At 50.4% G+C, this 26,673-nt stretch carries 24 protein-coding genes and 1 riboswitch; of the genes, 9 read left to right on the forward strand and 15 right to left on the reverse strand.

From position 1 onward, the window contains the following. Nucleotides 1–10 precede the first annotated feature (10 nt). From M0L20_RS08635 to M0L20_RS08645, 3 genes are read right to left on the reverse strand one after another with little or no spacing between them, the layout of a single operon-like run. Nucleotides 11–1,309: a serine hydrolase gene (locus M0L20_RS08635; protein ID WP_248476499.1), complete on the reverse strand. Its 1,299-nt coding sequence runs from the start codon at nt 1,307–1,309 to the stop codon at nt 11–13. A 55-nt stretch (nt 1,310–1,364) separates the two neighbouring features. Continuing rightward, nucleotides 1,365–1,739 (reverse strand): DUF3037 domain-containing protein, encoded by a 375-nt coding sequence (locus M0L20_RS08640; protein ID WP_248476501.1) that lies wholly within the window; start codon nt 1,737–1,739, stop codon nt 1,365–1,367. Continuing rightward, entirely contained in the window at nt 1,726–2,523 is a 798-nt protein-coding gene (locus M0L20_RS08645; RefSeq protein ID WP_248476502.1) for a HipA family kinase, read from the reverse strand. Before M0L20_RS08645 ends, M0L20_RS08640 begins: the two co-directional genes overlap by 14 nt. Before the next feature lie 222 nt (nt 2,524–2,745). On the opposite strand from M0L20_RS08645, the gene M0L20_RS08650 reads away from it, so the two are divergent. Continuing rightward, nucleotides 2,746–3,570 (forward strand): siderophore-interacting protein, encoded by an 825-nt coding sequence (locus M0L20_RS08650; protein WP_248476504.1) that lies wholly within the window; start codon nt 2,746–2,748, stop codon nt 3,568–3,570. A 102-nt stretch (nt 3,571–3,672) separates the two neighbouring features. Beyond that, nucleotides 3,673–4,788, forward strand: coding sequence for a serine hydrolase domain-containing protein (locus tag M0L20_RS08655; RefSeq protein ID WP_248476506.1), 1,116 nt, complete (start codon nt 3,673–3,675; stop codon nt 4,786–4,788). Between the two features lie 127 nt (nt 4,789–4,915). On the opposite strand, the gene tenA is transcribed toward M0L20_RS08655, so the two are convergent. The 11 genes from tenA to M0L20_RS08710 all read right to left on the reverse strand — a co-directional run bounded on the left by tenA (nt 4,916) and on the right by M0L20_RS08710 (nt 17,830). Further along, complete coding sequence (tenA, locus tag M0L20_RS08660; RefSeq protein ID WP_248476507.1) at nt 4,916–5,566, reverse strand: thiaminase II; 651 nt, start codon at nt 5,564–5,566, stop codon at nt 4,916–4,918. A 4-nt stretch (nt 5,567–5,570) separates the two neighbouring features. After that, complete coding sequence (thiD, locus tag M0L20_RS08665; protein WP_248476508.1) at nt 5,571–6,377, reverse strand: bifunctional hydroxymethylpyrimidine kinase/phosphomethylpyrimidine kinase; 807 nt, start codon at nt 6,375–6,377, stop codon at nt 5,571–5,573. Then, a complete protein-coding gene (gene thiE / locus M0L20_RS08670; protein WP_248476509.1) occupies nt 6,374–7,000 on the reverse strand; it encodes a thiamine phosphate synthase in 627 nt (208 codons plus the stop codon). The genes thiD and thiE overlap by 4 nt, the downstream gene beginning before the upstream one ends. Next, nucleotides 6,997–7,803 (reverse strand): hydroxyethylthiazole kinase, encoded by an 807-nt coding sequence (thiM, locus tag M0L20_RS08675; protein ID WP_248476510.1) that lies wholly within the window; start codon nt 7,801–7,803, stop codon nt 6,997–6,999. Before thiM ends, thiE begins: the two co-directional genes overlap by 4 nt. 51 nt (nt 7,804–7,854) lie before the next feature. Continuing rightward, nucleotides 7,855–7,956: riboswitch (TPP riboswitch) on the reverse strand. 95 nt (nt 7,957–8,051) lie between these two features. Continuing rightward, nucleotides 8,052–10,886, reverse strand: coding sequence for a M16 family metallopeptidase (locus M0L20_RS08680; protein ID WP_248476511.1), 2,835 nt, complete (start codon nt 10,884–10,886; stop codon nt 8,052–8,054). 73 nt (nt 10,887–10,959) lie between these two features. After that, nucleotides 10,960–11,355, reverse strand: coding sequence for a hypothetical protein (locus M0L20_RS08685; protein ID WP_248476512.1), 396 nt, complete (start codon nt 11,353–11,355; stop codon nt 10,960–10,962). Continuing rightward, nucleotides 11,352–12,521, reverse strand: a complete 1,170-nt coding sequence (locus tag M0L20_RS08690; protein ID WP_248476513.1) for an acyltransferase family protein — start codon at nt 12,519–12,521, stop codon at nt 11,352–11,354. Before M0L20_RS08690 ends, M0L20_RS08685 begins: the two co-directional genes overlap by 4 nt. A 61-nt stretch (nt 12,522–12,582) precedes the next feature. Beyond that, on the reverse strand, nt 12,583–13,356 hold the full coding sequence (locus M0L20_RS08695) for a hypothetical protein (protein ID WP_232560415.1): 774 nt from the start codon (nt 13,354–13,356) through the stop codon (nt 12,583–12,585). Between the two features lie 349 nt (nt 13,357–13,705). Then, nucleotides 13,706–15,679: a glucosamine-6-phosphate deaminase gene (nagB, locus tag M0L20_RS08700; RefSeq protein WP_248476514.1), complete on the reverse strand. Its 1,974-nt coding sequence runs from the start codon at nt 15,677–15,679 to the stop codon at nt 13,706–13,708. 135 nt (nt 15,680–15,814) lie between these two features. Then, nucleotides 15,815–16,957, reverse strand: a complete 1,143-nt coding sequence (locus M0L20_RS08705) for a Gfo/Idh/MocA family protein (RefSeq protein ID WP_248476515.1) — start codon at nt 16,955–16,957, stop codon at nt 15,815–15,817. A 108-nt stretch (nt 16,958–17,065) separates the two neighbouring features. Beyond that, entirely contained in the window at nt 17,066–17,830 is a 765-nt protein-coding gene (locus tag M0L20_RS08710) for an NUDIX hydrolase (protein WP_248476516.1), read from the reverse strand. A 425-nt stretch (nt 17,831–18,255) separates the two neighbouring features. Here M0L20_RS08710 and M0L20_RS08715 point away from each other — a divergent pair, with 425 nt between their 5' ends. The 6 genes from M0L20_RS08715 (at nt 18,256) to M0L20_RS08740 (ending at nt 24,207) form a co-directional block, all read left to right on the forward strand. Continuing rightward, complete coding sequence (locus tag M0L20_RS08715; RefSeq protein ID WP_232560419.1) at nt 18,256–18,765, forward strand: (2Fe-2S)-binding protein; 510 nt, start codon at nt 18,256–18,258, stop codon at nt 18,763–18,765. Continuing rightward, entirely contained in the window at nt 18,762–20,969 is a 2,208-nt protein-coding gene (locus M0L20_RS08720; protein ID WP_248476517.1) for a molybdopterin cofactor-binding domain-containing protein, read from the forward strand. Before M0L20_RS08715 ends, M0L20_RS08720 begins: the two co-directional genes overlap by 4 nt. A 117-nt stretch (nt 20,970–21,086) precedes the next feature. Then, nucleotides 21,087–22,256 carry an XdhC family protein gene (locus tag M0L20_RS08725; RefSeq protein ID WP_248476518.1) on the forward strand — a complete coding sequence of 390 codons (1,170 nt, stop codon included), beginning with the start codon at nt 21,087–21,089 and terminating at the stop codon, nt 22,254–22,256. A gap of 96 nt (nt 22,257–22,352) precedes the next feature. Further along, the gene (gene ruvX / locus M0L20_RS08730; RefSeq protein ID WP_232560422.1) at nt 22,353–22,769 is read left to right on the forward strand and encodes a Holliday junction resolvase RuvX; all 417 of its coding nucleotides are present in this window, start codon (nt 22,353–22,355) and stop codon (nt 22,767–22,769) included. A gap of 64 nt (nt 22,770–22,833) precedes the next feature. Beyond that, a complete protein-coding gene (def, locus tag M0L20_RS08735) occupies nt 22,834–23,406 on the forward strand; it encodes a peptide deformylase (RefSeq protein ID WP_232560423.1) in 573 nt (190 codons plus the stop codon). Between the two features lie 12 nt (nt 23,407–23,418). Next, nucleotides 23,419–24,207, forward strand: coding sequence for an amidohydrolase (locus M0L20_RS08740; RefSeq protein ID WP_248476520.1), 789 nt, complete (start codon nt 23,419–23,421; stop codon nt 24,205–24,207). On the opposite strand, the gene M0L20_RS08745 is transcribed toward M0L20_RS08740, so the two are convergent. Then, nucleotides 24,191–24,892 (reverse strand): HAD family hydrolase, encoded by a 702-nt coding sequence (locus M0L20_RS08745; RefSeq protein WP_248476522.1) that lies wholly within the window; start codon nt 24,890–24,892, stop codon nt 24,191–24,193. The genes M0L20_RS08740 and M0L20_RS08745 overlap by 17 nt on opposite strands. 234 nt (nt 24,893–25,126) lie before the next feature. Between M0L20_RS08745 and M0L20_RS08750 the strand changes: the two genes are divergently transcribed. After that, nucleotides 25,127–26,638, forward strand: a complete 1,512-nt coding sequence (locus tag M0L20_RS08750) for a DUF4301 family protein (protein ID WP_232560426.1) — start codon at nt 25,127–25,129, stop codon at nt 26,636–26,638. The last annotated feature ends 35 nt before the right edge of the window (nt 26,639–26,673 follow it).

Here is a 26,673-nt window from a genome sequence, read left to right on the forward strand (position 1 = left end):
AATCACTCGCTTAGTTATCTACATCCTTAATCACCGGACGGTCATCAGTCCGGCGTTTTTCGTACGGAACACGAAAAGCACTCAGATCAGGCGTGTGTTGGCGCTTACGTTTCAATTCATGTTGGTAGATTGTCTGACCGAGCTGATAAAGGAACGGATGACCGATACGATCGTATTCGTATTTATCGTCGTTCAGGATGCCATCGCTATTTACGTAAAGCGTAGCCGTCAGCATGTACTCAACGTTGTGCCGAAAGTCGGCCACGTACGATACATCCGTCATAAAGCCATACGCCCAGCCCACTTTGTTGAACACCCGAACGCCTTCTGGCATTTGGCGGTGCAGACTGTCCATAAAAAAGAACTTTACATAACTGTCGTAGTACTGCTTACTATCGTATTTTGGGTAATTGGTTTCGCCCGGATACTGAGAAAGGTATTGGTATAGAAACTGATAATCGTCGGGTGTTAGGTTAAATCGCTTTTGCGCCGGAACCGAAGCCGGAAACAGCACCGATTGCAACAGCTGTTGAAGGGCAGGAAGCGGTAGCTTGTTTCGTTCCGTAAAATCAAACGGCTGGTGTACCAAACTATCTCCGGCGTAGTAACCCTTTCCTAACGTCGTCACCCGGCTGAAATCGAACGGATCGGTATTGTAAGCGGCAGGTTGCGCGTAGATCGTTGTCCCGTCATTTTGAATAAATCGAACCGGGTTGGTGTGCCGGTTCTCGTCGGGCGTCATGCGCACAAATCGGTGTGTGATGCGCGTATCCAGATACCCTTTCGCGTGCAGTGATCGATTGATTTCGCGCTGGCCAACAAACTCGTACATCCGGCTGTAGGCATCGTTATCGCTAACCAGAAATGCTTTTTTGATAAAATGCGCAATGGAAGGATAATCCGTTTCGGAAGTTTCGTCGTGCCATTCCTTTGTCTGCTTGCTGTAGGCGCTGTCAATTTGCATAGCCGTAAACTTAGTCACCTTCGGATTTTTGAGGTTATTCAGTTTTTCCAGCGAAAGAAGCGCCAAGGGCAATTTTACCGTAGACGCCGGATTGAAGTAACTCGTGCTGTCAACGTTGAAATAATAATTCGTAAACGACGGCTTGTTCCGCTTGTCGCGGTCGATCCGGGTATAAATTAGTTGCAATCGGTAGGAGTCTGAATGTCTGATGACTTCCTGAAAGACCGGGTTCTGGTTGGTAGCAAACAATTTGGTTAGAAAAGCATCAGTCCGGGGCTGCCCGTAACTGACGGTCGCTAAAGCGCATAGTATACCGATAAGCTTTTTCGGAACGGATAAGGACATAGGCATGAAATGACACAAAAACGAAAGTATCTGATTTCGCATCTGCCCGGTTCGCTTAGAGAACTTGCTGCGTAAACAGCCGAGCCAGCGTTTCGCCAGCATCCGTACACAAGCCCGGATGGACAGGCGAGGTCTGCACCACCGTACTGCGCATAGCCGTTAGCCAGCGAAAGCGAGACGCTATCGCCAATTGGCCAATGGCTCCCCCCTCTTTGCGTCCGGCACAGATTCGCTCAAAAGCGCGTAGACGATCGTAAAGTTCCTCAATATCCAGCTCAGCGGAAAAAGCCCGAAGTCGATTTTCGTTTAATTCGAATACCGTTTTCAGAAAGCCTTGTGCTGGACAATACACAATAACGCCAACATTCAGAAACTCTTCTCGCTCAACGCGTGGCATAACCCGAATAACGGCGTACTCAAACAAGTGCATTTCTAGCCTCCTTTGCTGCTTTGACAAATAATTCTGATGTGGCAACCCGGTTCGCTAAAAATTGGGCGTATACCTGCCGCTGTTCATCTGCCGATTCGGGCATGGATTCATTGGTGAGCCATTCGTTAGGAATCAACGCAACGATTGACTCAATACGCTCAGTGGTAAGAATCTGCCGGAATTGTGCATCAACCGCATCGAGTTCGGTCGCCTGTGGTAACAACACATGATCTTTGACCTGCGCGAATGGTCGGCGGCTTTGCTCTTCCCAGTTTTGCCAGGAATGGTGAAAATAAAGTGATGCGCCATGATCGATCAGCCACAGTTCTTTGTGCCAGATAAGCATGTTCGTGTTACGCACAGTCCGATCAACGTTTGTAATCAAACAGTCGAGCCAAACAATTTGCGAAGCCAGTAGCGGATCGACGGTCGTTACCAGCGGATCGAATGTGATGGAGCCCGACAGGTAATGAAGCGCCAGATTAAGCCCCTCACTGGCTCGAAGCAAATCCTGAATTTCTTCGTCGGGCTCGGTTCGGCCAAAGGCTTCATCCAGATTGGCAAAGACAAGTTCAGGTATCCGTAACCCAAGCAATTGCGCGATTTCACCACCGATCAGTTCGGCAATAAGCGCCTTCGTGCCTTGCCCGGCCCCGCGAAATTTCAGTACGTACAGGAAATCATCATCGGCCTCAACCAGGGCTGGCAATGACCCGCCTTCGCGCAACGGTTTGCCGTACCGTATTACATTAACTGTCCGAAGCTCAGGTTTGGTAGCACTCACAATGATTCGTTCAAATTGAGTCGAAACCCACTCAAGGGCCGAAACTGGGAAATTTCGGGAAATTTAAGCCTTTTTGACAAACCAGACTGCATAGCCTGTCCGGTTGTTGGATAGGCTCAACAACTATTTTCAATCTTTCTTCTCCAATGGCTTTTAATTGACAAATACTCAGTTTAGATTTATTCTAAACAATCTACGATACCCAGAAGGATCATACTACTCATGAACACAAGAGCGCCACGGCCTATTATCCTCGAATCAGCCCAAGTTGTCCACGTCCGCGACATCACTCCGCATATGCGACGGGTTGTGGTAGCCAGCGACGGCCTGATTGGCCTGTCTGGCCTGATGCCCGGCATCCACCTTAAAATCTTACTCCCCCAACCGGGTCAGGAAAAGCCTCTACTGCCAACGTTCGATGCGAATGGGCAGCCTTTACCAGTACCCGACGAAAGCCGCCCGACAGTTCGGACATATACCGTACGGTCTTTCGAGCCGCAGACAGGTGAGTTAGCGATTGACTTCGCTCTTCACGGCGATGAAGGTCCTGCTTCGGCCTGGGCCACGCACGTTCAGATCGGTAATTATCTGGGTGTAGCCTTGCGACCCAACATTGCTTATCGGGAAGCCGACTGGTATTTACTGGCTGGGGACCAAACCGCCTTACCAGCTATCGGAGCTATTCTGGAGCAATTGCCCGCTACCGCTAAAGGAGTAGCCTTTGTCGAAATTCCCGATGAAACCGAGGAACAACCACTAGAGTATGATGCGGATATTCAATTGCACTGGTTGCACCGAAACGGTATTGAAGCGGGTAAAAGCTCCCTGTTGCAGGAAGCTATTTTCGAAACTGTCATCCCCGATGCGCAAAAACAAACCCGCTTTGTCTGGGTAGCTACGGAAGTTATGGCGACCAAGGAAATTCGGGATTATCTGCGCATGAAACACCGGTTGGCGAACCACGAGCTACATGCAGCGGCTTACTGGAAACTGGGCATGACCGAAGATGCCTACCATGAACTGCGCCACCGGGAGGCCCAACAATAGGACAAAAACGGCAAATCGAGGCAGGTAGCTAAGATTGTTTCCGCGTTTCACCGCGAATGCTACGGGAATGGCTATTTTTAGCCATCCCATTGTTTGCCACTGATGAAATTTCTCGTTCACTGCTTCTTTACTTCTTTATCCTGCCTGACCGTATTTTTCGTTTCCTGTAGTCGACCACGAACCGGCTCATCAGTTCAACTGGAAGCGCAACTCAACTCACTTTTTGCCAGTGCTCCTGATTTTAGCGGTGTCGTGCTTATTGCTGACAAAGGAAAAGCCGTTTATCAGAAAGCGTTCGGCTACAAGAGTTTTGACACAAAGGAGCCAATCACCCTTTCGTCAATTTTTGAGCTAGCCTCTGTCTCGAAGCAGTTCACGGCTATGACGATTATGATGCTCAACGAACAAGGCAAGCTGCACTATGACGACCTGATCGAAAAATATATTCCGGGATTGCCGTACCCGGGCATCACAATCCGTCATCTGCTGAACCACACATCGGGGTTACCCGATTATCAGGCGGTGATGGACGAGCATTGGGATAAGAGCAAAGTGGCGAACAATGGCGATAACATCGCTTACCTGATTCAATACCACCCACCCCGGCTGTTTGAACCGGGCGAAAAATATACCTACAGCAACACCGGTTATATGCTGCTGGCAAGCATTGCTGAAAAAGCGTCAGGGCAGGATTTCGTTGAATTTTGCCGGGAGCGGATTTTTAAGCCGGTCAATATGACGCAAACGGATATTCGCACTGGTGAGGACAAACGCAAACTAGCGAACATGGCGTGGGGACATATGTACGTTCCAGAAAAAAAGCGATACGTCCGGGCCGACTCATTCCCGCAGTTCGATTACTCGATTTGGCTAGGAAACCGCAAAGGGCCGGGTCGTGTCAGCTCTACGGCTGGCGACCTTTTGAAATGGGACCGGGCCTTGTACGCTAATCGTCTGGTTAGTCAGCAGACACTAACCGATGCCTTCACCCCGGCTAAATTGAACGATGGGACCTTGTCACCGTATGGCTTTGGCTGGAATCTCAGACAGAGCGATAAACTGGGTAAGATTGTATGGCACGATGGCGACAATCCCGGCTATAAAACGCAGATTGTCCGGTACATCAACGCCGATAAAACAGTGATCATCCTTTGTAACAACGCCCACGAAAAGTTGCCAAGTATGCTAAAAACGATAGAGTCTTTGATCGAAGAGTAGCTTAGTTGTGGTGTCGGGTTGGGCCTGAATTCGAGTGGTGTCGGTTTCTCAAAACCGACAAGAGGTATTGCTGCCAAGTGTCGGTTTTAAGAAACCGACACCACTCACCCGACACCACAACGATCACTCAAACGAGCCATCGATTTTGGGTATACGCATCGTTCCAGAAATACCACTCCAACCGACTCGACACCCGAAAAGCCTCCTGCATGTTCGCCCGCTCGGTTGGGCTTGCTAGCTCGGCAAACTGATCGGTTAGCCGGAGCATCTGTGTCACCGACTGATCAAACGCATCACCAGCGTAGGTGTCTATCCAGGCGCGGTACGGATTTTCCCGAATGGCCTGCTGGTAAATGTACTTGCCTACCTGCCGATAAATCCAGAAGCAAGGCAGTACAGCGGCTGCTCCTACGGCAATGGATTGCAAGGATGTCGTTGCCAGCAAATAATTGGTGTAAGCAAAACAAGCCGGCATCTTGGTTGTCTCCGGCTCAATGGCGTACAGCGAAAAATACGTTTCGTGCAACGCGCGCTCCACCAGGATTGCATTCTGGGCGAACTGCGTGAACTGAAGCATATCGTCTGGGTTTGCGGAGCGAGCGGCCAGTTGGCTCAACGCCCGACTGAAATCAGCCAGATAAAGCGCATCCTGCTGAATGTAATACTGAAATGTGGGCGATGGTAGACTACCTGCCATTAACTCTTCCACAAAACCGTGGCTCAGAATGACTTCGTACACAGGAGCAATCTCCTGCCAAAGTTGGTCCGTAAACGTCATAGCTTTATTGCCAAATGCTGTAAAAATGATGAACTGGCCCATGTCCGTGCCCCAGTCGATAGCCGGCCCCAGCCTGAAGCGCCTGCGTAAGATAAGCCTTAGCTGCACCTACAGCTTCAACCATCGACAGCCCCTTAGCCAGACCGGCAGCAATAGCCGACGAAAGCGTACAACCCGTTCCGTGTGAATTGTTGGTGGGTATGCGCTCCGTTTGGAACTGGTGTTGTTCGCTCCCGGAAATATACAGCAGATCCGTGCTCTCAACCGTATCCAAGTGACCGCCTTTTACCAGAATAGCACCGGGACAAAGTTTCGCCAGATCGACAGCCGCCGGGTACATATCAGACTCGGTTTCAACCGGTCGGCCTAACAGCACACTTGTTTCGGGTAAGTTGGGTGTAATAATCGAAGCAATGGGTAGCAAATAGCTTCGTAAGGCGTCAATGGCTTCGTCCTGCAAGAGTTTATCCCCACTTTTTGCCACCATCACAGGATCAAGCACAATATTGGTTACCTCAAATTCGGTTAGGGTTTCGGCTACCTGCCTGATCACTTCCGGCGTATGCAACATGCCTATTTTGACTGCATCAGTACCAATGTCGCTCAGGACAGCCTTCAACTGCTCAGCGATGAAGGCAGCTGGTACGGCTAAAATATCCGTCACGGCCTGGGTATTTTGAGCTGTCAGCGCCGTCAGCACCGACATGCCGTAGCAGCCAAGCGCCGAAAACGTTTTCAGATCAGCCTGGATACCGGCTCCCCCTCCACTATCGGAACCGGCAATGGTCAATGTACGTGTGTAAGTTTTCATACGCTTTCGTCAATGAGTTGGATAAGCGCGCAGGTAGCTTCGTAAGGAGACGGATGGCCACAGATAGCCGAGACAACCGCGGCACCTGTTACGCCCGTTTGCATTACCTGCTGAATAGTGGATGCGTTGATACCACCGATGGCAAATGTCGGCAGGTTTGTCTGGGCACAGATTGCCCCCAGACCGTCCAGGCCAAGTAAACTGGACGTGTCCTGTTTTGTACCCGTTGGAAACACAGTTGCGACGCCCAGGTAATCGACATCGGCATCCGTTATCGTCTGTAACTCGGCTAAATTATTGACGGATAAACCTATCACCTTTCCCCGTCCAATCAGCGAACGAACCATTATGGACGGCATATCGTCCTGACCGACGTGGACACCGTCAGCATCAACGGCCAAAGCCACATCAACCCGATCATTGATGATCAGTTTAGCGCCGTAGTGCTGTGTAATGCGTTTAACCTCCGCTGCCACAACCACAAACTCTCGCGTTGACAGTTCCTTTTCCCGCAATTGCACCCACTTCACACCCGCCCGACACGCTTCTTCCACTACGAAGGGTACCGTGTGGCCTGCCGCCCGCGCAATCAGGCTGTCGGTGACCAGATACAGCGGGCTCACAGTATGGTTAATTTAAGCCGTTCGACAATATCCGATTCTGTTAACCCATACAGCGCATCCAAGAAGTTAAGCTGTAAACTACCTGGTGCCAGATTTTTCAGCGCAGCTAATTCGCCTGCTATTCCCATGACAGCCATCGCCTGGGTAGCGGCCTGAAAATAATCCGTGTCGACAGCCGCAAATGCACCAGCCAGCGCCGTAGCGGTACAGCCCATACCCGTTACTTTGGTCATGAGTGGGTGACCATTATCAATTGTTGCGGTCTGTTCGCCGTGGATAATATAATCTGTTTCTCCACTGATGACCACAACGGAACCCCACACCGAACTCAACCGCCGACCAGCGTCTACGGCGGCATCGGACCCGTACAAGCTGTCAACTCCCTTTGTCTGCGCGTTCAAGCCAGCCAGTGCCATAATTTCGGAAGCATTACCACGAATGATGTCGGGCGCAGCCAACGCTAACAATTCGGCGCTGACGGTATTGCGGTAAGTCGTAGCGCCAACACCGACGGGATCGAAAATGATAGGTTTGCCCAACTCCTTTGCCCGGCGCATGGCGAGTTTCATACCCGCAACGAAGGTGGCATCCAGCGTACCGATGTTAACGACCAGCGCACTCGCGATAGCCACGAAATCGTCTACTTCTTCCGGTGCGTGAACCATCGCGGGCGAAGCACCCAGCGCTAACAGGGCATTCGCCGTGTTGTTCATGACCACGAAGTTGGTAATGCTGTGGACAAGTGGAGCCTGATCGCGAATTCGCGTTATGTCGGCCCAGATCGATTGTGATGACAAATACATGTTGCTGTTGAAAGAGTTAGTAAACAGCAACTTTAGAGGAGAGGTAGCGACGTATGCGCCTTAACTTTTCCCTACGGCAGTACAAGCTGCATCAGGTAGTGAGGGTATTCTCTCAGTCTGGTCCACGCAGGCCAGACACCCCTAAAGTTGTCGGGCAAAGGTAGGCGATAACATTGGTAAAAGAAAAACGGCAGCCGGTACAGATCGATCCGTACCGGCTGCCGCTCTCAGCAGGTCTACCTTTGCCGTTACTTTTTCTCCGGCATCAGCACCAGACGAATGTAGTTTGACCCAAAATAGGTGTTGGCAGACTCTTTCGTGCTTTCAACGGTTACCTTGTTCAAGTGCTCTTTTTCGTGCAACACTTCATCGGGAGCATCCCCATTGTAGTACTGATTCTGTAAATAACCGAGCCAGAACTGATTGTCTTTCAACTGCACTTCGGTTTCGCGCTGGGTTTCGGCCTTGAACTTGGCAATGTCGGTGGGTAACGCCCCTTTCTGTTTCAGGTCGTTGATCAACTCCTGCGTTTTGGCAACCAGTTTTTCGACATTGTCGGGGGCGCAACCAAAACCAATCCGGAAGGTATAGCGCGGAACGGGGTATTTGCTGTAGGCCGCATTGGCGCTTACACCGTAGACGCCACTCTCTTCTTCGCGAAGCTTCTCGATCAGTTTGATTTCAAGCACTTCGGCGAGTGCATCGAGTTGCGTTGTCGTTTCGGGCGACCAGGTAAGATCACCACTGTAAACCAGTTGAACGCTTGCTTTTGGATCAAGCCCTTTATACACCGTTTTGCTGATCTGGCCAGAAGGAATCCGAATGCCAAGGTCTTTAAACTTCTCAGCCTTACCGGTTGATGGTAAACCGCCGAGGTATTTTTCAACTAACGGCTTAAGCTGGTCCTCCTTGAAATTACCGACGAAATAAAACGTGAAATCACCGGCATTCGCAAAGCGCTCCTGATAGACTTTCAATGCTCTGTCCAGATCAATTTTGTCCAAATCCTCTGGCTTGAGGGGCTGACGACGGGGATTGTTACCACCCAATGTCACCTGCACCGTATCCTGAAACACCCGCGCGGGTGTTGGGGTATTGATCTGATTTTGTAAGGCACTCCGCTGATTAGACAGGAAACCTTTTACTACGTCCGGATCTTTACGAGGCTGTGTGAAGTAACTATACAACAGTTGCAGCGCCGTTTCCAGATCTTTCGGAGCTGCGCTTCCGTTGACGCCCTCGCTCAACTCACCTACGTAGGGATACACGCTAACCTGCTTACCGGACAGAAATTTACCCAACTGAACCTGGTTGTAAGCCCCCGTTCCGCCCATGGCTGCCAACGTGGACGAGAAACGCGCCGACGTAAAATCGTTCATGTCGTAGAGCGAGGTTCCACCAAAGCTACTGGCAGAGAAAAGAATCTGATCGTTTTTAAAATTCGTCGGCTTCAAGACCACCCGAACGCCATTTTTAAGCGTCCATTCGGTCACATCAATATCCTTGATCTGCTTTTCGCTCACAACGGGCGAACCGGTTGGCTGCGTAGTCAGCAAGGGACTATCGATGGTTTTATCATCATAAGCGGTCAGTCCTTTTCCGGCGTTGTCAACGTAGCTGAGGATTTGCTCAACCGTTGGTAGTTTAGCCTTATCTTTTTCGGGAGCCATGACAATAACCGCCCGATTGTCATTGTGGATAAACTGATCGACCAACGCATTGACTTCCTGCAACTTGATACCATCCTGCTCTTTTTTGAGGAAGTTGTAGTAAAACTCAATGCTGGTGTACGGTTCTTTGTCTGTGAAATTCTGAACGTACTCATTGACGTAATTGACCGAACGAGTTTTGTCACGCTCGCTGTATGCCTGCTCAACGTTCGTCATGAATTCCTGCTTGGCCCGTGCTAACTCAGTAGCCGTAAAACCAAACTGCTTGACCCGCGCATTCTCGTCAAGCACTGCCCGAATAGCGCGCTCCACATTCCCTTCTTTGGCCACCGCAATAGACGTAAACGCGTCCAAGTTCCCCAGAAAATCACTGTAATTGCTGTAACCACCCAGGAACGGAGGATCAGCCTGTTGCGTCAATTCCTGAATCCGGTTACCCAACATCGTGTTGAACAGACCGCGTTTGATGCTTTCCCGCAGATCGTTCAGCGTTTTTTCCTTGATCTCGGGACGCTTATAAATGACCTGAATCACCGTGTTAGGCTGTTCGGGGTCCGTCACGATAGCAACTTTCGTGTCTTTGTGCGCCGGTATATCGTATTCGGTACGCGGCTTGGGATTCTTGACAACCGGAATACGTCCGAATTTTTCGCGGATGATTCCCTCGACTTCCTTTACATCAAAATCCCCAACGGCAATGACAGCCATCAGATCGGGCCGGTACCAATCCTGGTAAAACTGGCGAAGGGTTTCGGTTTTGAAGGTCGTCAATACCTGTTCGGTCCCGATGGGCAGACGCTTCGAGTACTGCGAGTTATTGAGCAGAATTGGAAAGTACTCGTCGCGCATGCGCTGTCCGGCCCCGCGTCCAAGCCGCCGTTCTTCCAGAATAACCCCACGCTCTTTATCTACCTCTGTCGGATCAATGGTTGCGTTGTGCGCCCAATCTTCCAGAATCTGAAACGCTTTCCGGAATACGTTGGCCGAATCGGTCGGAACGGGCAACTGATACACGGTTTCGTCAAAGCCCGTATACGCGTTCAGATCAGCGCCGAAACGTACTCCCGACGATTGCAGAAAGTTAACCAGCTCATTCTTCGGAAAATTCTTTGTGCCGTTAAACTCCATGTGCTCCATGAAGTGCGCCAGGCCCTGTTGATTGTCATTCTCCAGTACCGACCCCGCCCGGATGACCAGACGCAGTTCGGCCCGGTTTTTCGGCTCGGCGTTTTTACGAATGTAGTAGGTCAAGCCGTTGGGCAACTTACCGACTTTTACGGCCGGGTCGGTCGGGATGGGGCTATTTAGTGAAATTGCCGTTTTAGGAGCCGGCGATTTTGGTTTAGGCGCGGACTGCGCTAAAGCTATTGTAACACCGAGCAACATACCCAGTGTAAGCGGAAAACGTACCATTCGGTCGTTTGATATAAGGTTATAGTTCTGTAACTAAAGTATATGGTAATAACGACAAAGGTAGACGAAACGTTTATCGCTTCCACACTAACAAAACGGCAACGATAACGGAGGCTATCACCGAGAACCAGCAAATGGCAATTACCCATTTCATCGGGATTTCCCACATGGGTGGATGGGTCAGTGCTACGCCATCCTCTACATCAACAGTACCGTAGGAATTGCGTTCGTAGAAATCGTCCCAGTCCGTATAATCTGCAAAGCAGGCTAAGGCATTCAGTAAATCAGGAGAGGGCACTTCGGATGTTTGCCAAAACACTTGTAGTTCCAAAGCGTCGATGCGCTGGTGCGTGTACGTGTGGATACGATCACTCAACTGCACGAAATCACGGGGTCGCCAGTGCGATGACGGCTCCCAATTGAGAATGCGTTCGATCTGATACTTGAGGTCGGTAGTGTGCTGAGTCACACCTTAATAATAACATTTTTTCGGTACATCCACCACAAAATTCCAAACCAGATAAGCACGAAAGTCAACGCTCCGGCCAGCGATGCATTGGTTGGGTCCGAAAAAAGTGGTGCAATGAATGACCGATATAAGTACTCTTTCAGGCCAGTCTTTGTACCATCCGGCTGATCAACATGAATGAGGTTCATGATGCGGGGAATCAGACCCGACAGAAAGAAGACGGTAATAGCATTAATGCCGAACGCTACGAAAGGAAGCACACCGCGCCGGTAATTCTTCACGTCGATCACCCAATAACAAATCGCCAGTCCGAGCATGGCAAGACCACCCGCCAGCAAGACAAACGAACTGGACCAAAGCGCTTTGTTAATCGGGAAAAAGCTGTTCCAGATGAGCCCGGCTAACGTTGTCAGACAGCCAACCGTGAAAAGCCAGGCTATTTTCTCAGCTGGAGATCGGTCGGCCCGTAGCCACGTTCCCGTTAGTACGCCAAGCAATCCGGTACCAATAGCGGGAAGTGTACTGAGCAACCCCTCAGGGTCCCAGACTTTAGCGGGTTTATAAACGTGCGCGGGTGTAATCAATGTCCGGTCGAACCAGGCTGCCAGATTCGTTTCCGGTTCGAGGTTAGGGTAGCCCACACCGGGAACGGGTACCAACGTCATTAGTAGCCAATAGCCGATCAGCAGCACCGCTAATAGCGTAACTTGCTGACGAGAGGTTGTTTTCAGGAAGATCAGGGAACAGGCTAGATAGACCAGCGCAATCCGTTGTAATACCCCCGGTATACGAACGGTCGTAATATCGAATTTAGGAAAGAAATTCAGGAACAAGCCTAGCAGGAAAAGCGTCGCGCTCCGCTTCACGATCTTGCCGACAATACCTTTCTTACCTTCGTTCTCAAATTTTCCGGCTCCTCCCAACGCAAAAGTTATCGACACGCCGACGATAAACAGGAAAAAGGGAAAAATTAAATCCGTGGGCGTCCAGCCATTCCAGGCGGCATGTTCGAGGGGCGCGTAGATATGGCCCCAGTCGCCGGGGTTGTTAACCAGGATCATGGCCGCTACCGTGAGGCCCCGGAAAAAATCCAGCGATAGCAGACGTCCGGAAGCAACTGACGTTGATTTAACGTTAGCCGTACTCGTCGAGACAAACGATTGCATAAGAATCAGGAATAGATTACGAAACGCAGGTTTTTCGAAGGTACGACTAGATTACGAAACCTTAACCAAACACGTTCTTCAACTTCTTTTCCAGATCAGTTTCTAACTTCAGCAATCCCTCTGCGTTGGGTAAATACGTCAGAGCGCGGTGGTGCCGAAGATCAAACGGAATATCATTGACCGATTGCGTGATGGGAACAACGACCTTCCCGAGCGTGTGAGCGACGCCTGTTTCGTAGAATACGTTTGGATTACGATCGGTGAAATCGGTAATGACGGCTTTTGAGGTATAGATTAAATCAAACACGTCCTGAATAAGAATACTATTATCCCAAATATCGTCGGCTCGCCTACATTCAATGCCCAGTCTGGCGCATACATTTCGAATGGCGGTATACGTTCCGGTAAATCGAGCTTCAAATGGCATCATTACGGATAGTACCGTTGACTCAACGGGTTTGTCGGGTATTCGGAAAACGTCGGGCGCAAACGTAATTACACGTTCGGGAGCAACGACCTGAACGGTAGAAATATACTCCGGTATTACGCGAACCGAGCGGCTCATTGTTGCTTTTTTAGCCTCCACAAATCGCTCAATTTCGTATAGATTACTGCTACTTTCGCTGAGCAACTTCGACAAGACCTGCAAGCTATTCCCCTCATAATCATCATCTTTGAAGTCAAGGCTGCGCAACAGCCGGGGATGATCCTCAATCAGTTCCAAGCTGTCAGTCAGGTACGCTACCTTGATCCAATCGGATTTTGTAAAGTGATCCTGAATAAATTCATGCAGCGCAAATAGCCGAAGCGTTCGCTGCTTATTTTGTCTTGTCATGTTGTTGACAGAAGTTCAATTATAATACAACTATTATATAATGATGCAATTATATCTAAAATCTATATCACAATAACTAGTTACTCGATATTTTAATATCGCTAGTCCTTCATTTTCATTCACTCAGAAGTAAATCGGTATATTGTATGGTTGCTGCATTGGACCATTCAACTTGTAAGGCTTGTCTCTGGTATGGGGTCGTGTGGTGCCGGTTTCTCAAAACCGACAGTTGGCGTCATCAACCCGTGTCGGTTTTGAGAAACCGACACCACGTAGAGTCTCTATAGCAAGCATAAAAAAGCCCCGTATGAAACGTTTCATACGGGGCAAAAAACTATTGCTATTGTTCTTAATATTTCCAGCGGACGAAAGCTTCCATTGCTTCGTATTCGGCCAGACCAAGACGGTTATACAATTCAGCCGTACCCCGGTTGCGTTCTTCGGCACGTTGCCAGAACTCCCGCGAGTCGGTTCCCTGGTATACCACGCCGTCTTTCTGCGACTGGTGCTTGAAAATACCAAACCGTTTTTTCGTTACCTGGTCAGGCGACATAGGAACAGCCATTTCAATTTCGTGAATGTCCCACTCGGCCCAGGCACCGCGATATAGCCATACCCAGCATTCTTTCATGAAGTCGGCTCCTTTCAGGCGACGAACAGCTTCGAGAACGGCATCCAGACAAACTTTATGCGTACCGTGCGGATCGGCCAGATCACCAGCTGCGTAGATCTGATGCGGCTTAACTTCTTCGATCAGCGCCATCGTAATCTTGATATCTTCCTCGCTGAGCGGTTTCTTGGCGACTTTCCCCGTTTCGTAGAAAGGCATGTTCATGAAGTGAGCCTGCTCGACCGGAACACCAACAAACCGGCAGGTTGCTTTCGCTTCACCCATCCGAATAAGTCCTTTCACGTAGCGCACCTCAATCGTATCCATCTCGCTATCCTTCTTCTCCCGCAGCGATGCAGCCGCATCCTGGAAAATCCGGGTAGCTTCGGGGCTATTGATGCCAAACTTACTGTTGAAATCCACAACGTAATCAGCAAAGCGCAGGGCTTCGTCATCTGCCACAGCGATGTTGCCCGATGTCTGGTAGCCAACGTGTACTTCGTGACCCTGATCAACTAACCGCTGGAACGTGCCCCCCATCGAGATAATGTCATCATCCGGGTGTGGGCTAAAGATCAGGCAGCGTTTTTTGGCAGGTTGCGCCCGTTCGGGACGGTTCGTGTCATCAGCGTTTGGTTTACCACCCGGCCAACCTGTGATTGTGTGCTGAAGCTGGTTGAAAACGTCAATGTTGATATCGTACGACTGACCGTATTGGGCCAGCAGATCGCTCATTCCATTGTCGTTATAATCCCGGTCCGTTAATTTCAGGATCGGTTTATCAAGCGCCAGCGACAGGTACGTGACCGCCTTCTTCTTCATGTTGTTGTCCCACACAACCGAATCCACCAACCAGGGTGTTTTCATGCGGGTCAGCTCAGAAGCAGCCGCCGTGTCAATCACAAACAGCGCGTTCCGATGCGTTTGCAGGTAAGAAGCCGGGTTCAATTCTGTTACTAACCCTTCAACGGCTCCGCGAATAACCGGCGCTTTGCGTTCACCCCAGGCCAGCAGCACAACACGGCGCGCATTCAGGATGCTGGATACCCCCATCGTAATTGCCTTCCGGGGTGTTTTGGGCAGTCCGCCAAAATCAGCCGCTGCGGCAGCACGCGTCGAATTATCGAGCATCATCAGGCGGGTGTGCGAGTTGATGAGCGAACCCGGCTCGTTGAAGCCAATGTGACCGTTACCACCAATACCGAGCAGCTGAAAATCAAGGCCGCCAGCGGCTTCGATCTGGGCTTCGTACTGCTTCGAAAACTCAGCTACTTTATCAACCGACAGTGTTCCATCCGGCACGTGATAGTTTCCCTGTGGAATATCGACGTGATCGAACAGTTGCTCCCGCATAAACCGCCAGTAACTCTGCAACGAATTTGGCTCCATCGGGTAATACTCGTCCAAGTTGAACGAAACGACGTTGCGGAAACTAAGCCCTTCTTCGCGGTGCATCCGAATCAGTTCGGCGTAAACCGTTTTGGGAGACGAGCCGGTTGCCAGCCCAAGAATGCAGGGCTTGCCTTCACTCTGTTTCTGCCGAATCAGGTCAGCAATTTCCTGCGCCACCGCCAACGACGCAGCTTTCGCATCGGCGTAGATGTGGGTAGGAATTTTTTCGTACGTAATAGCCGATTGGATAGGGCCACCGGTAGGTAATACACCCGGCAATTGCCCGTCCAGGTTGTCGAGTAGTTGAGACTCCGAGATCATGCGCTATGCGGAGAGATTAGATAAGATACGGCAAATGTCGCAAAAAATCAGGGAGTTCGTATGACTACTCGGGTTCACGCGGGTATATTTTTAAATTTTTTTATTAATTGTAGCTATTCGTGACTGAACGGTCGTCTACTGACGTGCTAACTGATCCGCTCCAGCCGCTGTTTGCAGTGAATTTAGTCCGTTTTCTTCCCGAATGATGCGGTGCGTTTCCGGATAGTGAATAGCAGAAACCTGATCGCGGAACATCAACCGAAGTAGTTCACTGTAGAGATGCTGCTTCTCCGTCTCGAAGCCGTATCGAATCTCGATTTGCTGGTAGGCGTTGAATTCTTTGTGCCGTCCACGCAGTGGTAAATCCTTACCACCGATGTTGCCCGTTACATTGAGCTGGGCACCGGGAAACAGATCCATCAGCGCGCGTGTCGTTTCTTCGTCAGCCACGCACCGTAGTACGATGCGCGTTGGCACCCACTCAAAAAGCGTAATATCACCCCGTTCGAACAACAACCGCATTTCCTGCCGGTCCATCCGACCCGTCTGCGTAAAGCCGTGGTAAAAGTTGACCAGTTTGCGGCCCGTCTCGTCATCACCGTACTCCACCGTTGCCTGTACCTGATCTTCGATATCGTTGCTATTAGGCCGCTTCACGATCTGGGCCGATTTTACGGTTCCCTCACCGAGCCAACCCGAAAACATATCGAAGAAGTGAACGCCATGCTCGATGAAAATACCACCGCTTTTGCTTCGATCCCAGAACCAGTGTTCGGGTGAAAGCCCTTCATCACCGGCGTAGTTTTCGAAATAACCGTGCAGAAATTCACCCAGCAGCTTTTTATCGATCAGGTGCTTTATCCGGGCAAACATGGGATTGTACCGCTGCATGAGGTTCGTTACCATGAGCAGCCCTTTTTCCCTGGCCTTTTCGATCATTTCACGGCCTTGTTCTGGATTCATGGCCAACGGTTTCTCACAAATGACGTGTTTACCCGCGTTCAGCGCCAGCATGGCTTGCTCGTAGTGCAAAAACGGTGGTGTAGCGATGTAGACAACATCAACCTCCGGGTGGTTTACCAGTTCCTCCAGACTTTCGAGTTGCTCAGCACCGAAACGCTTAGCCGTTCGGATAGCTTCCTCCCGTTTTGATCCGGCAATTGCCACCAGTTTCGTGTGCGGAGTCTGAAGAAACTGCTGAACGGCAAACAAGCCAAAGCCACCCATACCGATCACTCCAATTCCAATTTCGCGGTTTTCCGACGTATTTGTTTCCATAGTAACACGAGTTGTATTCACGGAAACAACCGCCAGCATAAGCTTAATGTTGGATTAAGCTTACTTACCTAACTGATAAACAGCTGCTTTTAAGTAGCTTATTTCAAGCTAGACGAAGCTCAGATTACCATTGCCAAGCGCTTTCTGATAGTTTTCCCGGTCGAACCGGTATAGGAAAGGCGATTTATGCGCTTTACCCGTTCGACGCTCATCAAGCCGGGTCAGGATATGCAGACCCATAATTTTCTTGTGAAAATTGCGAGCGTCCAACGGTTTATCGAGCACAGCCTCGTACAGTCGCTGCAGTTCCGGAATGGTGAATTTTTCAGCCATCAAATTCAGACCGATGGGCTGCCAGTTGAGTTGCGACCGGAGCGTCTGTAAGGCAACGGTTACAATCTGGCGGTGATCGTATAGCAAGGAGGGTAAGTCACTTATATCCCACCAGCGGCACTCGTCCGTCATAAAGTCGGGTGTAGGCGTTACCTGCGTATGATCTACCAACGCGTAATAACCAACGGATAAGGTTCGTTCGGGCCAGCGTTCGCTAAACGACATGGGCATCTTCTGTCTACGCCACATTTCCTCGCGGTCATACCGAACGGCATCGCCAAACAAATGAAATTGCTGTAGAAACAGCTTGTCTAAACCCGTTCGCTCGTACAACACCCGTTCGGCTGCCCGATCAACAGACTCAGTTTTGTAGATGAATCCACCCGGCAAACACCACTCGCTGGTATCTTTCCAGCGCAGTAGCAGGACTTTTAGCCGCGTGTCGTGAAAGCCAAATATTGCACAGTCAAGCGACACGCCGGGTATGCATTCATCAGCTATGAAATTGTGAAAGGAGATTATCTGCTCCGTGTAATCCATTAATCAGTATAAATTTTCTTCTATGTATTTATGACATACTAAGTTTATACCGTATAATTAGTAGCAAATTCTTTATTTATCAACAAACACCAGTTATTCTGTTCGCAATTCGCTGCTGACAGGGGCGAAATCAATCGTCAGACGGCTACTACGCTTTGGCTAATGATACTGTTTTATCAGTAATGCTTACATATTTATAAGATCTGGCTACAACCTGCGTTTATACTATCTTCTTCATTTTTCGCCCGCTGAATCGTTCAGTAAAGGATTCCGGCTGGTTTTGTCTCGAAACCTTGTTCATTAGCGCATAATTTTAAAAAGGACGCAGCGGATAATGTGGGGCTAATTCGTTAATTTTAGTTGCGATTTTCTGTAGTAAAGCAACGTCTTTGTGATTGATTGCTTTTCATTTATCCGTCTAGGCTATGTCTTCCTTGAAATTAACCATTAACAATCAACCACATACCGTTGATGTCGATGCTGATATGCCGCTGTTGTGGGTCATCCGCGATGTCGTTGGGTTAACCGGTACCAAATTTGGCTGCGGCATTGCCCAGTGTGGTGCCTGCACGGTTCACCTCGATGGTACCCCCATTCGTTCCTGTAGCTTCCCGGCATCGGCTGCGGCAGGGCATAAGATTACGACGATTGAAGGTATCTCTAAAAACGGCGACCATCCGATTCAAAAAGCGTGGATCGAGCATCAGGTGCCCCAATGCGGCTACTGTCAGTCGGGGCAGATTATGTCGGCGGTAGCCTTGCTCAAGGAAACACCTAAACCTACCGATGCCGATATTGACGCGGCTATGCAGGGAAATATCTGCCGTTGTGGTACGTACAACCGGATTCGGCAGGCGATTCACACGGCTTCATCCGAGATGGCAGTCGTCCCACCCAAAGCACCCAAGTCTACACCCAAAATCGGCAAACGATGAGCGCAAAACCAAACCAAACTTCCATTGACCGCCGAAGTTTTCTGAAAGCGGCCGGTTTGACCAGCGCGGCATTTGCCTTGGGTCTTTCGGCCACTGAACCCCTCGCCGGTCCTGTACTAAATCTAAGCGACCAAACCGGATTGGCCCTACCCGAATCGGTCGAGTTGACGCCTTTTGTTCTCATCGAAAAATCAGGCCGAATTACACTGATGAACCCCCGACCCGAAATCGGTCAGGGGACGTACCAGTCGGTTCCGGCGCTGATTGCCGAGGAGCTGGAAGTTTCGCTGGACAACGTTACTATCCTGCAAACCGGGGGCGAAAGCAAGTTCGGCGGCTTATGGTCGCAGGCCGTTGGCGGCAGCGGTTCCATCCGGGGCGGCTACACGCAGATGCGGAAAGTGGGGGCATCGGCCCGCGATATGCTTATCAAGGCAGCTAGCCAGCAGTGGAACGTCCCTGCTCAGGAGTGTTACGCCGAAAACGCAAAAATCGTACACCGGCCATCGGGCAGAAAACTGTCTTACGGTGAATTGGCAGAGGTAGCTTCCAAGCTGGACGTTCCGAAAGAGCCTACCTTAAAAGACCCCAACGATTTCAAAATTCTGGGTAAACCCGCCCCTCGCCCCGACACCCCTCTCAAAGCAACGGGGAAAGCGCAGTTCGGCATTGACGCGAAAGTACCCGGTATGTTGTATGCATCAGTCGAGCGGTGCCCGGTGTTGGGCAGTAAGCTGGTGAGCTTTGACGCGACGCAGTCCTTGAAAGTCAAAGGTGTTCGGCAGGTGGTTAAAGTAGAGCGCGTGGTTGGCTACAATCGCTACGAAGGTGTAGCCGTCGTAGCAGACAACTATTGGGCTGCTTTGAAAGGCCGTAAAGCCTTAACCGTAAAATGGGATAACCAGAACCATGAGACGTTCAATACGGTAAGCTTTGAAAATTCGCTGCGTGAACTGGCAAAAACCGATGGTGTTGTCGGCCATAACGCGGGCGAATTCGACAAGGCATTCACCGACGCTCCTGTTAAACTCGAAGCCTTTTACGAAACGCCCATCATAAGCCATTCGACGATGGAGCCGATGAACGCATTGGCTCATTATCAACCCGGCAACAAACTGGAACTGTGGGTTTCGTCGCAGGGTGGCGATTTGGTACGGGACGAAGTAGCTAAAGTACTAGCCATCCCAGCCGACAATATCAAGGTAAATATTCTGTTTAACGGTGGCGGATTTGGCCGACGACTCACGCAAGATTTTGCCACCGAAGCGGCCCTGTTGTCGAAAACGGTTGGTAAACCGATTAAGGTTGTCTGGACGCGCGAGGATGATACGGCACTTGGTCCTTTCCGCCCGATGACGTTTTCGGCCATGCGTGGTGCTTTGTCGAACGAAGGCCAAGCCGTCGCTTTGCAGCATAAAGTCATTTCGCCCTCTATCGACGCGACGATGGGCGAAAAGGGGAAATACGACAAAACGAAGCCCGACGGCACCATGCTGGAAGGCACGAATGAGCAGCAATACGAAATTCCGAATGTAAACACACGCTACGTCCACGCCGAAACGCACATTCCGCTGACGTACTGGCGCTCGGTGACGAGTTCGACGCTGGCCTTCTCGCACGAGTGTTTTCTGGACGAGATGGCCCACAAAGCGGGCCAAGATCCAATGGCGTTCCGCCTGGCGATGCTGACAAAAGAATCGGATACCAAGCGCGTGCTGACAAAACTGAAAGAAGTGTCGGGCTGGGATAAGCCGTTACCTGCTGGAAAAGGCCGGGGTGTTGCGCAATGGAATTTCTTCGCCGGACTGGCGGGTCAGGTTGTCGAGGTTTCCAAAACGGAAAGTGGCGGTGTAAAAGTTGACAAGGTGTACTGCGTAATCGATCTGGGAACGGTTGTCAATCCCGATACCGTCAAAGCACAGGTCGAAGGAGCAATTGCGATGGCGCTGACAGCCGCCACCAAAGACGGCATCACGTTCGAGCAGGGTCGTGCAGTTCAGGACAACTTCGATAAAAACCGGATGCTCCGTATCAACGAGATGCCTCCCGTCGAGGTACACATTTTGGCCGAAGGGGGGCCGACGATCAAAGGCGTTGGCGAACCCGGTTTACCGCCGTTAGCGCCCGCACTGGCTAATGCGGTATTCGCGGCTACGGGCAAACGCATCCGTCGGTTGCCGTTCGATCTGGAGAAAGTTTCCTGATCGCGTTCGGTTGATCTGTTTACGCTCCGAACACAAAACAGATTTTTCTGGCTACCGTTATAGTTTATATAGTCCTTCTGTCAGAAGGACTATGACAGTCAAAACGCAGCATCGTCCATGAAAGAAATAGCCCGCATCGTTGAGGTTTTTGAACAGATAGATTTTTCGAAACGCAAGGCGGCTCTGGCAACCGTTGTCTGGGTGGAAGGTTCTTCGTACCGTCGGCCGGGAGCGCGGATGCTTATCACCGACGATGGCCGCTGGGAAGGAGCGATCAGCGGGGGCTGTCTGGAAGGCGACGCGCTTCGGAAAGCACGTCAGGTAATGCTTGATGGCGATCCCATTGTCGTTACGTACGATACAATGGATGATGGAGCCAACAGCTTTGGTGTTGGTCTGGGCTGTAACGGCATCATCGACATTCTGATCGAACCCATCGACCCGACCGATTCGCATAATCCGGTCGAACTCCTGCGTGAGTTTACTCAGAAACGCGATGTTCGGGTGTTAGCTACCGTCCTTAAAAGCGATGCAACGACTGGCTTGATGCCCAGTAACCGCTTTGTGCTGACCGATCAGTCGGCGAGCCTGATTCCAGATTGGTTGCAAGCCGATATGCAGAACGTGTTTGTTACAGGTAAGCCCTTAACGCAAACCTACGCGGTTGAATCAGGAAGCGCGGAGTTGTTTATCGAGCGAATTGACCCAGGCATCGAGCTAGTAATCTTCGGGGCCGGTTACGATGTTATCCCGGTAGCGAAGCTTGCCCGCGATCTTGGCTGGCAGGTTACGGTAACCGACGACTGCGTGGCCCATTTAGCCCCTAAACGCTTTCCGGTAGCAACCTGTGTTTTGTTTGCCGATCGGCAAGCCGTTCTTGATAAGATTACCATTACCGACCGAACGGCAGCCGTGTTGATGTCGCACAACTTCAATTACGACCGCGCCGTGTTGGAATCGCTGTTAGCCACCGATGTGCCGTATATCGGTATGTTGGGGCCTCGGAAACGGTTTGACAAGATGCAGGACGAGTTTGCCAAATACGGTCTTCATTTTTCTGAAACCACCCTGGAACGCGTTCACGCTCCCATTGGTCTGGACTTAGGGGCCGAAACACCGGACGAAATTGCTTTGTCGATCCTGGCTGAGATCAAAGCGTTCTTCACCAAACGGTCGGGGGCTTTTCTCCGAGACAAATCGGGCCCTATTCACGAACGTTTATCCGGTAATCAGAAAGGACAGAACCAACGGATACCGTTCGACGGTTCAGCAACCGAAGCCATTTGAGGAAGTCAATATTACGTTAAAGGCCATCTTCGGATGGCTTTTTTCATTTGCGAATTAACGGACCTCAAACCTCAATGTTGTACCTTTGCCCCTGTTATGGCGCGACTCTTAGCGATTGATTACGGTGCAAAACGAACTGGCCTTGCCGTTACGGACCCGTTGCAACTTATTGCTTCGGCGCTGGAAACGGTACCGTCTCACGAGCTGTTGAAATTTTTAAAGAGCTATGTCGAACGGGAGCCAGTAGAAGCGTTTGTCGTTGGATTACCCAAACGATTAGACGGAACGGACACCGATAATACGCCCCGTGTCCGGAAGTTTGTGACTCATTTACAGAACGCTTTGCCCGATATTCCCGTTTATTGGCATGACGAACGCTTCACGTCAGTTATGGCATTGCAGGCTATGCTGGCCAATGGAAGCACGAAAAAAGATCGGCGGGAGAAAGGCAACATCGACAAGGTCAGTGCGGCCATCATTCTTCAGTCATACATGGAAAGCTTAAAAAAATAGTTTTTGGAATAGAAAACCCGTTCAACATACAGGGATTTTCGACCGACAACGGACCAATAAAACAATGATTCTCCCAATAATTGCCTACGGCGATCCAGTGCTGAGAAAACGGGCCAAAGATATCGAACCCGGTAGCATCGACGTCAAAACATTAAGCGAAAACATGTTCGAAACCATGTACGCGGCTTCCGGGGTTGGCCTGGCAGCACCGCAGATTGGACAGAGCATTCGCATGTTTGTGGTAGATGGTCAGCCTCTGAACGAGGACGAACCCGAAGAAGATGTTGACCAGAGTGTGGTTGACTTTAAAAAGGTATTTATCAATCCGGAAATTATTGAAGAAGCCGGCGAAGACTGGGGCTTTGAAGAAGGCTGCCTAAGCATTCCTGGCATCCGGGGGGAAGTGTTCAGACCCGAAATTATTGTGATTCGCTACTTCGATACGGACTGGAACGAGCACGAAGAAGAATTCGATGGTATGGCCGCCCGTATCATTCAGCACGAATACGACCACCTGGAAGGCAAACTTTTCACGGATTATCTGCCAACCATTCGTCGTCAGCTTATCAAGAAAAAACTGGCCGACATCACGAAAGGCCGGACGGATGCCGAATACAAAATGAAATTTTCGCGGTAGTCCCGCTTACCGATGCTTAATGTCACGCTCCTTCAGACAAGTCTATACTGGCACGACCCTGTCGCCAACCGGGCTATGCTGGAGGAGCGTGTCTTTTCCCTGCCGGAACCGACCGATCTGATTGTTCTGCCCGAAATGTTTACGACGGGTTTTACGATGAACGCATCGTCCGTGGCTGAGCCAATGAATCTGACGACCTTTCGGTGGATGAAGCAGATGGCGGCTCAAACCAAAGCGGTCGTTACAGGCAGCTATGTCGTGCAGGAAAAAGGCAATTATTTTAACCGGCTGGTCTGGATGCAGCCCGACGGTCAGTTCGATACGTACGACAAACGCCATTTATTTCGTATGGCGGGCGAAGACACCATTTACACCGCCGGTACCCGCCGTATTGTCAAAGAATGGAAAGGCTGGCGAATCTGTCCGCTGATCTGCTATGATCTGCGCTTCCCCGTCTGGAGCCGCAACCAAAGCGAAACCTCCGCTGATTTCGAGTACGATCTGTTGCTTTACGTAGCCAACTGGCCCGCTCCCCGGCGTAATGCCTGGAATACGCTACTGCAAGCCAGGGCCATTGAAAACCTGAGTTATGTCGTCGGCGTCAATCGGGTTGGCGAAGACGGGAATAATCACCCCTACACGGGCGACTCCGCCGTGATTGACTTTAAAGGCGATATCCTGTTTCGGCAAACTGATTCTGAAATCGCCCACCAACAAAATCTTTCGCTGGACGAGCTACAGACGTTTCGCAACAGGTTTCCGGCGAATCTGGACGCTGACCATTTCACGCTACTTCTTTAGCACCCATAATCAGTTCGACCAGCCCACGCGCGCTTTCCAGCGTGACGAATGACTTACCGGCTAACTGCTCCTCTGCCACTCGCTCGTGCTCCCAGGTAATCGCATATGGTATGTGAACCGCTTTCGCACCAATGTGAACGACTGGCAATATATCAGACTTCAGGGAATTGCCGATCATCAGAAATTCGCTCGGCTGCACGTTATACCTTTTAAGGATTGCCTGATACGACTGTTCGTTCTTTTCACTGACAATCTCGATGTGCTTGAAATAATGGCCCAAACCGGAGCGGGCAATTTTACTTTCCTGGTCAAACAGATCGCCCTTGGTCAGCACCATCAAATCGAACTGTTGCGACAGCACATCCAGTACTTCAGGGATTCCGTCGAGCACATCAATCGGAAAGTCTAACAGTTCACGACCAACGTCAATAATTTGCTGAATCTCCGTTCCTGTCACCGCACCGTTCGTCAGCTCGATAACGGTTTCGATCATCGCCAGAATAAAACTCTTCGCACCATAGCCAAACAACCGCAAATTGCGTATCTGTGCCTCATAAAACCGTTGGGACAAGGTTGTCTGATCTACGTGATGGGAAAGCAGCTTACACAATTTCTCTTTAACATTGACGTAGTTTGGCTCGTTTACCCAAAGCGTGTCGTCGGCATCGAAGGCAATTAGTTTCATGTTCATTAACCGTTTTTTTCAAAAGTATTTTGGTAATAAGCTACTTGGCTAAATTCACTGAATAGTCGATAATTTGTCACCAGCCACTCCAGACATTGTTGAATCGACTCTTCATCGTGTTTCCTTAGTCGAGCGCTTTTAAAACAAATAACACTAACATAAAATTGATTTGCGTCACATCAGCTATTTAGCCAATTTGCCGCCCTTTCCTAACGCTATTATTCCGTTCACCTTATGCAATTTACTGAGCAAGATCAGGACCAGATTGTGGCACAGGGTATTTCTCCTGAGCAGATCGATAAGCAAATAAACTATTTCGTCAACGGATTCCCTTATCTCAACGTCATCAAAGCGGCAACCGTTGGTGACGGGATCGTCCGTGTTGACGAGGATCAGCTAGCCGCTTACATTCATCGCTTCGACCAGGCGGCTCACGAACGTCAGTTGGTTAAGTTCGTACCCGCTTCGGGAGCGGCTACCCGTATGTTCAAGTCGTTGTTTGCCGCGCTGGATGGTAAGTCAGACAAAGCAACGGATGAGGTTTTTGCCCGCATGACCGACTTTGCCTTCTACGAAGATCTAAAAGCCGCCATGGCTGCTCAAGGGCAGGATCTGGACAAAGCCGTGGCTGAAAACGACCGCCAGACGGTTTTGAGCTTTTTGCTGACGGACAAAGGTCTGGAATATGGCAACCTGCCGAAGGGCTTGCTGAAGTTTCATAACTATCCGGACGGCCCACGCACGCCTGTCGAAGAACACCTGGTAGAAGGAGCGGCTTACGCTAATTCCGATGGGTTGGTAAAAATTCATTTTACGGTATCGCCCGAACACCGCGACCGCTTTGAGCAGTTGATCGACGCGCAAAGAGCCGATTACGAAGCTTGGTTGGGCGTTACGTTCGACATCAGCTTTTCTGAGCAGAAAAAATCGACCGATACCATTTCGGTTAACCCGGACAATTCGCCGTTCCGCAACCCGGACGGCTCGTTGCTGTTCCGCCCGGCGGGTCACGGTGCACTGATTGAAAACCTCAACGATATCGACGCTGATATTGTGTTCATCAAGAACATCGACAATGTTGTACCCGACGAGATTAAGGAGCCAACAATCACCTACAAGAAAGTGTTGGCATCGGTACTTCTTGACGCGCAGCAGCAAATCGCCCGATTGCAGGGCCTGCTAGAGTCTGACGAAGTAAGCGACGGTTATGTGGCGGAAGCCGACGAACTCCTGCGCCGGACGTTATTTACGCTTCCGCCCGACGGATTTGAGAGCTTAGCGAAGGAAGAAAAACTAGCCTACTTACGCAAAAAACTAAACCGACCGGTTCGTGCCTGCGGTATGGTGAAGAACGTAGGCGAACCCGGTGGAGGACCGTTCTGGGCCAGAAATCAGGATGGCTCAACCTCACTTCAAATTGTCGAGTCGGCCCAGATTGACCTGTCGAACCAAGAACAGAAATCGATTTTCGATGAGGCAACGCACTTCAACCCGGTCGATTTGGTTTGCGGTGTCAAAGATCACAAGGGCAATAAGTTTAACCTGACCGATTACCGCGATCCACAAACCGGATTTATTACGGCTAAATCAAAAGATGGTAAGGACCTGAAAGCACAGGAGTTGCCGGGCCTCTGGAACGGCGCCATGGCCGACTGGAATACTATTTTTGTGGAAGTACCGCTGATTACGTTCAACCCGGTTAAAACGGTAAACGATCTGTTGCGGAAGGAGCACCAGCCTAGCTAACAAAAATCGGGGCGTAGGCCTACAACGTAAGCCTA

The organism is Spirosoma liriopis, assembly GCF_023196085.1.
In the GTDB taxonomy this organism is placed as follows: Bacteria; Bacteroidota; Bacteroidia; order Cytophagales; family Spirosomataceae; genus Spirosoma; species Spirosoma oryzicola.